Below are 12,697 nucleotides of genomic sequence, written 5' to 3' on the forward strand. Positions count from 1 at the left end.
TGCGGATCACGGCCGGGATCACGGCGGCGCTGTTGCTCTGGCTGTGGCTCTGCTTGACGCCGCCTCCCCCCAGCTCAACCCGCCAAGGTAAAAGCAAGCTGCCGATCGGGCAGTTTTCAGGCGCTGAAAAATGTTTATCGGCTAAGGAAAAAAACGATTCGACGGCCTCGCCAACCCGAGGTTTTCGCGCAATGTCGTGCCTTCATACTCTTGGCGAAACAGCCCGCGACCCTGCAGCTCGGGCACCACCTGATCGACAAAGTCATCCAGCCCGCCCGGCAGCCACGGGAACATCACGTTGAAGCCGTCGCTGCCTTCCTGCTCCAACCAGGCCTGCATTTCGTCGGCAATGGTCTTGGCGGTGCCGACGAAGGCCAGCCCGGAATAGCCCCCCAGGCGCTGGGCCAACTGGCGCACGGTCAAGCCTTCTCGGTCGGCCAGGGCCAGGGTCTGCTCGCGACTGGTCTTGCTGTCGTTGGTTTGCGGTATGGGCGGCAGGTAGCCGTCCGGCTCGAACTTCGAAGCGTCAACGCCCAGGGCAATGGACAGCGAACCAATGGCGCTGGCGTAGTGCACCAGACTGTCGAGCCGCGCGCGGGTAGCCTTGGCCTGCTCCACCGTATCGCCGACCACCACGAAGGCGGCCGGGAGGATTTTCAGGTGGTCACGCTCGCGGCCCAGCGGTGCCAGGCGCGCCTTGACGTCGGCGTAGAAAGCCCGGCCATCGGCCAGGGTGCGCGGCGCGGCGAAGATGACCTCGGCGGTTTGCGCCGCCAATTGCCGACCCGGCTCGGAGGCGCCAGCCTGCACGATGACCGGCCAGCCCTGTATCGGACGAGCGATGTGCAACGGCCCTCGGACCCTGAAATGCTCGCCCCGGTGATCGAGGGTATGCAGGCGGTCAGGGTCAAAGAAGGTGCCACTCTCGGCGTCGCGCACAAAGGCGTCATCCGCCCAGCTGTCCCAGAGCCCGGTGACCACGTCGTAGAACTCGCGGGCACGCGCGTAACGCTGGTCGTGGTCAAGATGTTGCTCCAGGCCGAAATTCAATGCCGCGTCCGGGTTCGCGGTGGTCACGATGTTCCAGCCCGCGCGGCCATTGCTGATGTGGTCCAGGGAAGCAAAGCGCCGGGCCACGTGGAACGGTTCGTCGAAGCTGGTCGACGCCGTGGCCACCAGCCCCAGGTGCTCGGTGCACTGACTCAGCGCCGACAGCAGCGTAAACGGCTCGAACGAGGTGGCGGTGTGGCTGCGCTTGAGGGCCTCGCGGGGCATGTTCAGCAAGGCCAGGTGATCGGCCATGAAAAACGCGTCGAACTTGCCCCGCTCCAATGTCTGGGCCAGGCGTTTGAGTTGCTGGAAGTTGAAGTTGGCGTCTTTCCACGCCCCGGGGTAGCGCCAGGCGCCGGTGTGAATGCTGACAGGGCGCATGAACGCCCCGAGTTTGAGTTGGCGAACGGTCATTGCAGCTTCCTTTTGCCGGTGCAAAAGCCCTGAGCATCCCAGCCCAGACCTTCAGCTGTCTAATACCCTTTGTCTGGCGGTTATACCGCAACGACATAAAGGCGACCGCGTGCGCTGCAGCGCTGATTGGATCGGTTCTTAGGCTATGCTTTAAAGGTATTTAAGATCAGATCTATATACCTATATCGTCGGTAGCACTTCACCCCCCACTGCAAGGCGCACTCCCATGGGCATTCTTTCCAAACCTTTCCCACGCCTGACGAAACAGGCGTTTTCGCTCGGCCTGGGGCTGTCCCTGCTAACCAGCAACCTGGTGATGCCCAGCACCGCCCAGGCGGAAGGCCAACTGCGCATTGCCGAACAGTTCGGGATCGTCTACTTGCTGCTCAACGTGGTGCGTGATCAGCACCTGGTGGAGAAGTATGGGCAACAGGAAGGTCTGGACATCAAGGTCGACTGGACCCAATTGTCCGGTGGCTCGGCGGTCAACGACGCGCTGCTGTCCGGAGCGATCGATATTGCGGGTGCTGGCGTCGGTCCGTTACTGACGGTCTGGGACCGTACCCATGGCCGGCAGAACGTCAAGGCGGTGGCCTCCCTGGGCAACTTCCCGTACCTGCTGGTGAGCAACAACCCGAACGTGAAGAGCATTGCCGACTTCACCGCCAAGGACCGGATTGCCGTGCCGGCGGTCGGGGTATCGGTGCAATCACGCTACCTGCAACTGGCCTCGGCCAAGCTGTGGGGGGACAAGGATTACGCACGGCTCGACGCGTATTCGATCAACCTGCCGCACCCGGACGCGGCCGCGAGTATCGTCGCCGGTGGCACCGAGGTCAGCGCCCACTTCTCCAACCCGCCGTTTCAGGAACAGGAACTGACCAATCCCAATGTGCACGTGGTGCTCGACACCTATGACCTGCTGGGCCCCAACTCGCCCACCGTGCTGTTCGCTACCGAGAAATTCCGAACCGAGAACCCTAAGACCTACCATGCCTTCATCGAAGCGCTGAGCGAAGCGGCCGCTTATGTGCAAAACGATAAACCGGGCGCGGCCGACACCTACCTGCGCGTGACACACGCCAAGATCAACCGTGATGCCCTGATCAAGATCATCGAGAACCCTCGCTTCGAGTTCACCATCAACCCGAAGAACACTTACCCGCTGGCCGAATTCATGTACCGGGTCGGGGCGATCAAGAACAAGCCGGCGTCGTGGCAGGATTATTTCTTCGAGGATGCCACGCCGTTGCAGGGGAGTTGAGTCGCAGCTCCCGGATCGCACGGGCCTACAAAATCCGTGCATCGAGTAAATGCATGCCCACGCCGATGAAGATCAGCCCGCACGAGCGCTTGAGCATTGCCACCCAATGGGCCGCCTTGAAGCGGCGGCTGAAGTGATACGCCATCAGGCAATAGGCCGCGTGCACCATGACCACCGTCATGGCCATGGTCGCGACCATCAATGCAAAGGGTTTGAGCAAGGGCTGGCCCTGAACAATGAACTGCGGCAGGAACACACAGAGGAACAACAAGGTATTGGGATTGCTGGCCGACACCAGAAATGCCTGCGCCGCCAGTTGCCAGCGCGAGGCCGCCAGGCAGACCATGGCCTCACCCATGACCACGGGCACGGCGGGCCGAGTCAACAGCTGGCGGATGCCCAGATAGATCAACGCACCTGCCCCCACTACCTTGACCGCCATGAACGCTGCCGGCACTTCCTTCAAGATGGCCCCGACCCCCAGCGTCACCGCCGTGGCCAGCAGCAATTGAGCGGTCAGGTTGCCGGCCAGGGTCGCGACCATGGCGCCGGGGCCAAAGCGTAAGGTATTGCGCACGCTGAGCAGGATATTGGGGCCCGGCGACAGGGTGGTTGCCAAGTAGGTGAGAAAGAACATGACCCAGTGGTGCAGCGCCATGTGACCTCCCGACAAGGTGCAAAGGGGCTGTCGGTACAACCGCCTCGTCAGGGTTTCACAGGTCCAGCGCCACCTCCGCGACCGCCACCCCGCACATGTCTGCCAGCACCCGCACCACGAGGCTGTGGTCCTCCCGGCTGGGCAACCCGGACAGCGTCGCCACGCCGACGCAACCGGTGCCTTTGACCCGCAGCGGGAACGCGCCGCCATGGCTGGCGTAATCCCCGAGCGGCAGGCCCATGGCGACTTCCATGGACACACCCTCTTCCTCACCCAGTAGGCCCACAGCGTAGGAACTGCGGTCCATCATCTCCACCACATTGCGCTTGCGCCGTGCCCAGTCGGCGTTGTTCGGCGCCGTCCCGGGCATGGCATACAGAAACACTGTGGCGCGCCCCAGCCGAACTTCGATGGTGGTGGCCACGCCCGCTGCCTGGCAGGCGTCCTTGAGGCGCACGCCCAATTCCCAGGCAGTGCGCTTGTCGAAAGCAGGAAATTGCAACAGCGCTTCCTGATGGGCAATGCGTTGCAGGTCCTGCTGGCGTGTGTGATTCATGATGGGTCCTTGTTATTTGTCGTTGTTACACGGTTCGCGCCCAGCTTAGTCCATCCTGGCACGGCCGAACGGCGCATTGACCCGAGCGGACGCATGGCGGGGAAAAAACCTGACTGCTGGCCCTTGAATGATAGCGCTACCCGTTTATGATCAAGCCATGTCGTACGATGACGTACAAATCAAACAGCGAGATCCAGGGGGGATGATCCGCGATACCGACACACCGATTGGCTCACAACAATAAGCATCCTTCTAGAGACGGAGACCCTATGGACACAAGAATAATAATCATCCTTTGCCTGACCGCAGCCTATTTCGTGGTGATGTCGTGCATCGGCTACGGTGTGCGCAAGCACGCCAAGAGCAGCGAAGGCTTCACCAGCGGCGGGCGCAGCTTCCCGCCCTTTCTCATTGCCGCCTTGATGTTGTCGGAATTCATCGGCAGCTCGGTGAGCATCGGCACCGCGCAGAAAGGCTTCGAATCGGGCATTTCTGCTGCCTGGAACCTGGTGGCGCTGGCCTTGGGTTTTCTGTTGCTGGCGTTGATTCTGGCACGAAAATACCGGCAGACCGGCTTGAACACCATCTCCGGGATCCTCGCCCAGAACTACGGCCAAGGGGTGCGTTTTGCCGCCTCCATCCTGACCATCTGCGCCCTGGGGATCGTTTCCATCGCGCTGTACGCCAGCGGCGGCGCAGTGCTGGCGGCGGTGCTGGGCATCGACAAGACCTATGCCATCCTGCTGGTGGGGGTGGTCACGGTGTTCTACGTCAGCCTCGGCGGCATGCGCTCGGTGGTCTACACCAACTTTATTCATGCCTTGATCAAATACGTCGGCGTGGTGTTGGCCCTGGCCTTTGCCCTGGAGGCATCGGGCGGTATCGGTAACCTGCAGGCGCGTCTGCCGGCGCACATGTTTGACTTCACAGGCGTGGGCTGGGGCCAGATCATGGCATGGATGATCGGCGGGGTCGGCTCGATCTTCGCCACCCAGTACGTCATTCAGGCGTTGGTGAGTACTCCAGATGAAAAGACCTCCAAACGCGCCTGCTATTACGTTTCGTCACTGATGATTCCGTTCGGCCTGATGGCGGCCACGATCGGCATGTGCAGCGCGTATCTGTACCCAGGCAGCAAGTCCATCGAGGCGTTCCCGGCGCTGATCGCTCACATGCCGACCTACTCCGCCAGCGTGGTAGTGATCGGCCTGGCCGGCGCACTGTTCGGCGGGATTTCCGCCAACGTCATGGCTTCCTCGACGCTGCTGCTCAAGGACTTCTACGACCCTTTCTTCAACAAGGCCAAAGATGATCGCAAGTCGGTGATCTTCGTCAAACTGGCGATTGTGGTGCTGGGGTTCCTGCCGCTGGTGCTGGCGCTGTATGCCGACAAGATCCTGATGATCGCCTTTCTGGGCAAGGCCCTGCGGGCAACCCTGGCGGTTATCGTACTGATGAGCTTCTACGCGCCCCGTTTTGGCAGCCCACGAGGCGCCTTGGCCGGGATCATCCTCTCGGTGGTCACCACCATCGCCTGGTTCGTGGCCGGCAACCCTCACGGCATCGACAGTTCGTATTTCGCCCTGTTCGTGCCTTTGTTGACCATGGGCCTCGCACAGCTGCTCAAGCCGCGCAAGCCGGAGCCGCGCCGGGTGTTGAGTCGGTCGACGGATTGAGGGAATCAGCAGGGTGAGCGATGGATTGCTTGCCGGCCCCTCCACGAGCAAGCCTGGCTTGTTCGCGAGGGGGCTGGCGCTCAGCAGGGCTAGATCGAGCGCCGGCGGTAGGCTCGATAACGAGGCATCCAGAAATTGCGCTCGATCGCCGCGTGCAGCTGCTCTTGTGTGGTCTCCAGCGCCACGGACTGTTTCTGCGCCTGACGCGCCACCGCAAAAGCAATCTTGCGGCTGACCTGCTGGATGTCCTTGAGTGGCGGCAGCACGGCATCGCCCTCCCCAGTCACCACCGGCGAGCACTCGGCCAGGGCATTGGACGCCGCCATCAACATTTCCTCGGTGATCCGCGTGGCCTTGGCCGCCACCACGCCCAGGCCGATGCCAGGGAAGATGTAGGCGTTGTTGCACTGGGCAATGTGGATCTCGCGATCACCCAGCTTGACCGGCTTGAACGGGCTGCCGGTGGCCACCAGCGCCTGGCCATCGGTCCACTGCAGAATCTCCGCCGGCGTGGCTTCGACCCGCGAGGTCGGATTGGACAGCGGCATGATCAGCGGTTGGGCACAGTGACTGTGCATCTCGCGCACCACCTCCTCGGTGAACAGCCCGCGCTGGCCCGACACCCCGACGAGAATGGTCGGCTGGGCGCGGCGAACCACCTCCAGCAACTCGTAGCCTTTTTCACCCGCCTGCCAGCCCGCCAAGTCAGCTTCCTTGTGCGCCAGGCGCTCCTGGAAGTCATGCAGCCCACCCATGCCTTCGATCAGCAGGCCGAACCGGTCGACCATGAAGATCCGGCTGCGGGCGTCCTGCTCGCTGAGGCCCTCAATCTGCATGGCCGCGACGATGTGCTCGGCAATGCCGCACCCGGCGGAACCGGCGCCCACAAAGGTGACCACCTGATCACCCAGCTTCTGCCCCTTGACCTTGCAGGCGGCCAGCAGGGTGCCCACTGCCACCGAAGCGGTGCCCTGGATGTCGTCGTTGAAGCAACACAGTTGATCACGGTAACGCTCCAGCAACGGCATGGCGTTGGTCTGGGCGAAGTCTTCGAATTGCAACAGCACGTCCGGCCAGCGCCGCTTGACGCCCTGGATGAACAGCTCGATGAATTCGTCGTAGTCCTTGCCGGTCACCCGCGGGTGGCGCCAGCCCATGTACATCGGGTCGTCGAGCAGTTCCTGATTGTTGGTACCAACGTCGAGCACGATGGGCAGCGTGTAGGCCGGGCTGATCCCGCCGCAGGAGGTGTAGAGCGACAGCTTGCCGATGGGAATGCCCATGCCGCCGATGCCCTGGTCCCCCAGGCCGAGGATCCGCTCGCTGTCGGTCACGACGACGATCTTGACCTTGTCCTTGGTGGCGCTGAAGAGGATGTCATCGATGTGGTGGCGATCCGGCCACGCCACGAACAAGCCGCGGTGGGTGCGGTAGATCTTGGAGAACTCCTGACAGGCCTGGCCGACGGTGGGCGTGTAGATGATCGGCAGCATGGTGTCCAGGTGCGCTTCCAGCAGGCGGAAAAACAACGTTTCATTGTTGTCCTGAATGGAGCGCAGCAAGATGTGCTTGTCCAGGTCGGTGGGGCACTGGGTGTACTGGTTGTAGACGCGGGCCACTTGCTCGTCGATGGTCTCGACGTTCTGCGGCAGCAGGCCCACCAGATTGAAATCCACCCGTTCCTGAGGGCTGAAGGCGCTGCCTTTGTTCAGCAACGGCGTCTCGAGCAAGGCAGGTCCGGCATAGGCAATGTACAGCGGGTGGGAACTCATGGAATCACCTTGGGCTGTTAGCGTTTTTTAAGGCTGCGCTCGATGGCCGCGTCTTCGCGCTCCAGCGTTTCGGCATCCTGCTCCTTGCGGCGGGTCGACGTCGGCGTAATGACTTCGTCGACCGCTTCATCCGGGGCGTGTCGTTCTTCGATGTCGCGCTCCACCACATCCACGGGCTTGCCGGATGTGTCGGTGGTCGGCGCGTTGGGCTGACTTTGCTTGTACTCGGTCATCGATCTGTCCTCAGCTTAGCGTAGGTCCCGTTTAGAGGGCGCGCGAGCCCGGGGAGTTCAGCCTGACCGCAGCGCAGCCGCTAACGCCATGCGCTTTACTCGCTGGCCTTGAACACCAACTCGCCCTTGCGAAACTTGGCAGCCTTGCTGGTGGCGGACTTGAGAATCTTCGCCAGGCCGACCTGCAACTGCTCGTTGGCGGCGAATACCAGCACCACGGTCTGGCCTTCCTTGAAGACGATGCCATTGCCTTCAGGACTGGCCACGAAGGCATATTCGCCCAGGCCGTAGACCGCCAGTTTGATGTCACGAAACTTGATTTCGAACTTGCCTCCTTCGCGACTGGCCAGTACGGCGGCGCGAAAGTGGTCGCCCACTTTCAACTCCAGACCCGGTTTGTCGTCGACCACCAACGCCGTTTCAGTATCGATTTCGGCCATAAACAGACCCTCGGCGGTCTGCTCGGTGACATAGACGAAACGGGATTGAAACAACTTGACCAACTTCGCCCGCAAGTCGCCCAGGACGAACAAGGCGTGCATATCCAGATTGCTTACAGCCAATGAAAAATCCTCAACACAGGAAAGATCGGTAATAAAGCCCGCCCGGAACGGTCACAGGCAAGCCGCTTGAACACTTTGGCAGATACCGATTGCCCACGCTGTGGGCCAAAGCACGGCGCTGCGCAGGAAAAGGCGTCAATGGCGAGAGGTTTTCGGCCATTCAAACAAGCGGGCTCGTGACCCGCTCGGATGCCTCGACAACGGGCACAGACACTCGACCTTCACGGGGGAAGTGAATGGTCGCTAAAAATGACTGGCAGAGAAACTCGACGGGCTCAAGCCGGAAATAGAGCCCGGCACGCCATTCTAACGCTCACCACGCGGTTCAATCCAGATGCCGCTGGTCTTTTCCACGGTTTGCAGGGTCAAGAGGCCGGGCGGCACGTCGATAACTTCATTGCCGATACTTCACTTTGCCTCGTTGGAGGCCAACATGCTTGAAATCAATGACTCCAGCAGCACCCTGTTTCTCTATAACGGCATGAGCGACGCCGACGGCGCGGCCGCCGACCTGATTCTTGCCGCCCGCGCCCGTGTGGAGGCCAGCCAGGCACGCAAGGCCGACAGCGACGCTGCTGCCCGCCGCCAGGAGCGCGAACACAACCGCAAAGTGCAGCAGATGAACGGGCAGATCCGCCATGAGCAACTGCGCCTGATCGCCGCCCAGGCGGCCGAATATCACAACGACCTGGAGCGTGACCGTGCCATCCGGGAAGCCCATGCCGGCATGCTGGCCGCGCACATGGCGCTGAAACTGGTCACTGATCCGCCTGCCGCGAGTCAAAGCGTGGAGATGTTTGTCACCACGGTCTGATTCCGGGTCCGGATCGAACTCCTGGCGCGGTTGCCTTTCAGATGTGGAGTGATTACCCACAGTACAGTTTGGCCAAAAGCCGAACAGAGGAGCCACCATGGAAAGCTCGACCGATACCCCGGACTTGAAACTGCTCTTTGATCAATTAGGGCTTGAGTCAGGCGGGCATGCGATTGATGACTTCATTGATGCGCATCAATTGCCGGATGACATCAAGATTTCGGAGGCGAAGTTCTGGAGTGAGACCCAGAAAAAGCTGCTCAACGACAGCATTCGCGACGACGGCCCCTGGGCGTTGATCGTCGACGAATTGAACGCCCGGCTGCATGAAGCGCCGCAAGTGGGCAATCAGGCCTGATCGCCGTGCCCCTGACGCTCTGCAGGACCGAGCCGGCTCGGCCCTGCAGAGGCTGTCAGCGGCCGCTACATCACGCCTGGCGCTGATGCTTGTCGATCTGCTCGTGCCGTTCCTGCGCTTCGATGCAGTACTTGGTGGTCGGGCTGATCAGTAGACGCTTGAGGCCGATCGGCTCACCGCTGTCGTCGCACCAGCCGAAGCTGTCATCCCCGATACGGCCCAAGGCCATTTCCAGTTGTGGCAACAGGCGCTGGTCACGGTCGATCACGTTGACCAGCCAGTGGCGCTCTTCTTCAACGGAAGCGGCGTCGGCAGGATCGGCTGGTGTGTCCAGGCTCTCGATGGCTACACGGCTCTGCTCGATGCGCTCATGGGTCTCGGCTCTGATGGACTTGATCAGGTCTGCAAAGAAGGCCAGTTGCTCGGCGTTCATGTAGTCATCGGCCGGCATGGCCAGCAACTTTTCCTTTGTCATTGATTTCTCTATAAAAATGCGTGCATTTAAGCCAAACGGGTGTGCCACGCGAGGTCTCCGCGCGACACCAAATTCTCAAAGCGCCATTCGGGCACTCATTTAGAGGGGCGGCAGTCTACGACCGGCGTGGCCACTGGGCAACTGAAAAAAGCCCGCCTGGCGCATCTCGGCGCCAGGCGGGCGGGTGTCACTGCGGAAAAAGCTGAACTTCAGCGCTTGATCAGGCGTTTGTTGCGCCACTGGTCGATCACCACCGCGGCCACAATGATCAGCCCTTTTATGATGTCCTGCAAGTAGGCATCGACACCGACGAAGGTAAAGCCGCTGGCCATGACCCCCAAAATCAGCGCGCCGATCACCGTACCACTGATGCGCCCCACGCCGCCCACCAGGCTCGTGCCGCCAATCACCGTGGCGGCGATGGCATCCAGTTCATAGGACACGCCCATGCCCGCCTGCCCCGTGGCCGCCCGTGCCGACGCCACCACACCGGCCAGACCCGCCAGCAGCCCGGCGATGCTGTACACCACCACCAGGTGGCGCTTGACGTTGATCCCGCTGGTGCGCGCCGCCTGCATGTTGCCGCCGATGGCGTAGGTGTACTTGCCGTACTTGGTGTAACGCAGGGCGATGTGGAAGATCACCGCCACCACCAGGAAGATGATCACCGGCATCGCGCCCTGGCCAATGGCCGTGTACTGCGGGGTCAGCATGCTGATGGGTTGACCCGACGTGTAGTAGCGCGCCAGGCCGCGGGCCGAGACCATCATGCCCAGCGTTGCAATGAACGGCGGGATGCCGGTCAGTGCGATGATGCTGCCGTTTATGGCCCCCGCCAGCAAACCCACCCCCAGCCCCGCCACCAGCGGTATCCAGGCCGGCATGTCGGTCAGGTGCGGGAACACCGCACGGGCAAAATCCGAGCTTTGTGCCAGGCTCGCCGCGACCATGGCCGACAGCGCCAGCACCGAACCGGACGACAGGTCGATACCGGTGGTGATGATGACCTGGGTCACGCCAATGGCGATCAGGCCGATGATCGACACCTGCAAGATCATCAAAACCAACCGCTGGCTGTTCATCAGGAAGCTCTGGTCACGCACGATCCAGCCGAACAGCTCGAACACCAGGGCAATCCCCACCAGCACCATGAGGATGCTCAATTCGGTGGGCATGCGGCGCTTCAGGCGCACCGGGGTGACAGCGGGTTTGTTCTCAGTGAGTACGGTCATTTCAGATCTCCTCCTGCAAGGCCATGCCGGACGCCAGTTGCATCACCCGTTCCTGGGTGGCCGCCTCGCGGTCCAGTTCGCCCATCAATTGGCCTTCGTGCATCACCAGCACGCGGTCGCTCATGCCCAGCACCTCGGGCAACTCCGAGGAAATCATGATCACGGCCATACCCTCCCCGGCCAGCTGGCGAATCAGCCGATAGATCTCGGCCTTGGCGCCCACGTCGACACCGCGAGTGGGCTCGTCGAGAATCAGAATTTTCGGGTGGGTCATCAGCCAGCGCGCCAGCAAGGCCTTCTGCTGGTTGCCGCCAGACAGGTTGTCGATGCACTGCTCCAGCGACGGCGTCTTGACCCGCAGCTTGGCGCACATGTCCTCGCACATCAGTCGCAGGCCTTTCTGCTGCACGAAGCCGCTGTTGCAGTGCTCGGCCAGCACCGCCATTTCCATGTTTTCCATCACCGACAGGCACGGAAACAGGCCGCTGAGCTTGCGGTCCTCGGTCAGCAGGGCAAAGCCGTGGGCAATGGCCTGGCGCGGGTCGGCCGGGGTGATGACCACACCGTCAAGCCGCACTTCGCCGCCGCTGGCCGGAGTGATGCCGAACAGGGTTTCGGCGATGTTGGTGCGCCCCGAGCCCATCAACCCGGCGATGCCCAGCACTTCACCCCGATGCAGGTCGAAAGACACGCCCTCGAAGACCCCGTCCAGGCGCAGGTCACGCACACTCAGCAGATGCTCGCCCACCGCCTGGGTACGCGGCGGAAACAGCTGGCTGAGCTCGCGGCCAACCATCATGGAAATCAGTTTTTCGCCGTTGAGCTGAGCGGCCGGCAGCAGGTCGACGAAAGTGCCATCGCGAAACACCGCCACTTCATCGGCGATCTCGAACACTTCGTCCATCTTGTGGGTGATGTAGATGATCGCCTTACCTTGGGCGCGCAGGTCGGCAATGATCGAGAACAGGTGCGCCACTTCGGTTTCGGTAATGGCCGAGGTCGGCTCGTCCATGATCAGAATGTCCGAATCGTAGGACACCGCCTTGGCAATCTCGACCATCTGCCGCTCGGCAATGCTCAGCTCGCCCACCGGCTGGCCCGGATCGAGGCGAATGCGCAGGCGCTTGAGCAAGGCCTCGGTAGCCTTGTACATGGCACTGTGGTCGACCATGTGAAACGCGTTGAGCTGCTCGCGGCCGATCCAGATGTTCTCGGCGATGCTCATGTACGGCATCAGGTTGAGTTCCTGGTGGATCATCGCGATGCCGGCGTGCTGTGCGGCCAGCGGTGTGGTCAGCACCACTGGGCGGCCATGCAGAGAGAGGGTGCCGCTGTCGGGTTGATGGATACCGGCAATGATCTTCATCAAGGTGGACTTGCCTGCACCATTCTCCCCCATCAACGCCAGCACGCTGCCCGGACGAACCCGCAACTGCACGTTGTCGAGGGCCAGGACGCCGGGAAAGCGCTTGGTGATGTTGCTGATTTCCAGCAGGAACGGCGAAGGCACGTGGTCTTTTTCAGGTTGCGCGGGCGCGAGCTTGGCGACGGCAGTCATGGTTGGCACTCCTGTCAGGCCGCGTATCGGGCGGCCTCTACGAGATAAGGCGACTACTTGGGTTGTTTTTATAA

At 61.8% G+C, this 12,697-nt stretch carries 13 protein-coding genes; 4 read left to right on the plus strand and 9 right to left on the minus strand.

Annotated features, from left to right (window positions below; all coding sequences use genetic code 11):
• Positions 1–141 precede the first annotated feature (141 nt).
• The gene (locus HB675_RS19945; RefSeq protein ID WP_213880697.1) at positions 142–1,464 is read right to left on the minus strand and encodes an LLM class flavin-dependent oxidoreductase; all 1,323 of its coding nucleotides are present in this window, start codon (positions 1,462–1,464) and stop codon (positions 142–144) included.
• A 226-nt stretch (positions 1,465–1,690) separates the two neighbouring features.
• Here HB675_RS19945 and HB675_RS19950 point away from each other — a divergent pair, with 226 nt between their 5' ends.
• Positions 1,691–2,728 carry an ABC transporter substrate-binding protein gene (locus tag HB675_RS19950; protein WP_213880699.1) on the plus strand — a complete coding sequence of 346 codons (1,038 nt, stop codon included), beginning with the start codon at positions 1,691–1,693 and terminating at the stop codon, positions 2,726–2,728.
• Positions 2,729–2,753: 25 nt separating this feature from the next.
• Here HB675_RS19950 and HB675_RS19955 read toward each other — a convergent pair whose 3' ends face one another.
• Both HB675_RS19955 and HB675_RS19960 read right to left on the minus strand, forming a co-directional pair.
• The gene (locus HB675_RS19955) at positions 2,754–3,386 is read right to left on the minus strand and encodes a LysE family translocator (protein WP_213880701.1); all 633 of its coding nucleotides are present in this window, start codon (positions 3,384–3,386) and stop codon (positions 2,754–2,756) included.
• Positions 3,387–3,441: 55 nt separating this feature from the next.
• Entirely contained in the window at positions 3,442–3,942 is a 501-nt protein-coding gene (locus HB675_RS19960) for a heme-degrading domain-containing protein (RefSeq protein ID WP_213880704.1), read from the minus strand.
• A 269-nt stretch (positions 3,943–4,211) separates the two neighbouring features.
• Between HB675_RS19960 and HB675_RS19965 the strand changes: the two genes are divergently transcribed.
• Entirely contained in the window at positions 4,212–5,618 is a 1,407-nt protein-coding gene (locus HB675_RS19965) for a sodium:solute symporter family protein (RefSeq protein WP_213880706.1), read from the plus strand.
• Positions 5,619–5,707: 89 nt separating this feature from the next.
• Here HB675_RS19965 and HB675_RS19970 read toward each other — a convergent pair whose 3' ends face one another.
• The 3 genes from HB675_RS19970 to HB675_RS19980 all read right to left on the minus strand — a co-directional run bounded on the left by HB675_RS19970 (position 5,708) and on the right by HB675_RS19980 (position 8,186).
• Positions 5,708–7,390, minus strand: coding sequence for an NAD-dependent malic enzyme (locus tag HB675_RS19970; RefSeq protein WP_213880708.1), 1,683 nt, complete (start codon positions 7,388–7,390; stop codon positions 5,708–5,710).
• Between the two features lie 17 nt (positions 7,391–7,407).
• On the minus strand, positions 7,408–7,623 hold the full coding sequence (locus HB675_RS19975; RefSeq protein ID WP_213880709.1) for a hypothetical protein: 216 nt from the start codon (positions 7,621–7,623) through the stop codon (positions 7,408–7,410).
• Positions 7,624–7,718: 95 nt separating this feature from the next.
• Complete coding sequence (locus HB675_RS19980; RefSeq protein ID WP_213880711.1) at positions 7,719–8,186, minus strand: hypothetical protein; 468 nt, start codon at positions 8,184–8,186, stop codon at positions 7,719–7,721.
• 433 nt (positions 8,187–8,619) lie between these two features.
• Here HB675_RS19980 and HB675_RS19985 point away from each other — a divergent pair, with 433 nt between their 5' ends.
• Positions 8,620–9,000: a hypothetical protein gene (locus tag HB675_RS19985; protein WP_213880713.1), complete on the plus strand. Its 381-nt coding sequence runs from the start codon at positions 8,620–8,622 to the stop codon at positions 8,998–9,000.
• A 97-nt stretch (positions 9,001–9,097) separates the two neighbouring features.
• On the plus strand, positions 9,098–9,358 hold the full coding sequence (locus tag HB675_RS19990; RefSeq protein ID WP_213880714.1) for a DUF2789 family protein: 261 nt from the start codon (positions 9,098–9,100) through the stop codon (positions 9,356–9,358).
• A gap of 70 nt (positions 9,359–9,428) precedes the next feature.
• On the opposite strand, the gene HB675_RS19995 is transcribed toward HB675_RS19990, so the two are convergent.
• The 3 genes from HB675_RS19995 to HB675_RS20005 form a co-directional block, all read right to left on the minus strand.
• Positions 9,429–9,833, minus strand: a complete 405-nt coding sequence (locus HB675_RS19995) for a TraR/DksA C4-type zinc finger protein (protein WP_213880716.1) — start codon at positions 9,831–9,833, stop codon at positions 9,429–9,431.
• A gap of 209 nt (positions 9,834–10,042) precedes the next feature.
• Positions 10,043–11,065: an ABC transporter permease gene (locus HB675_RS20000; RefSeq protein WP_213880718.1), complete on the minus strand. Its 1,023-nt coding sequence runs from the start codon at positions 11,063–11,065 to the stop codon at positions 10,043–10,045.
• A 1-nt stretch (position 11,066) separates the two neighbouring features.
• Positions 11,067–12,623 carry a sugar ABC transporter ATP-binding protein gene (locus HB675_RS20005; RefSeq protein WP_213880720.1) on the minus strand — a complete coding sequence of 519 codons (1,557 nt, stop codon included), beginning with the start codon at positions 12,621–12,623 and terminating at the stop codon, positions 11,067–11,069.
• Positions 12,624–12,697 lie beyond the last annotated feature (74 nt).

The organism is Pseudomonas sp. dw_358, from assembly GCF_018449655.1.
Classification (GTDB): Bacteria; Pseudomonadota; Gammaproteobacteria; order Pseudomonadales; family Pseudomonadaceae; genus Aquipseudomonas.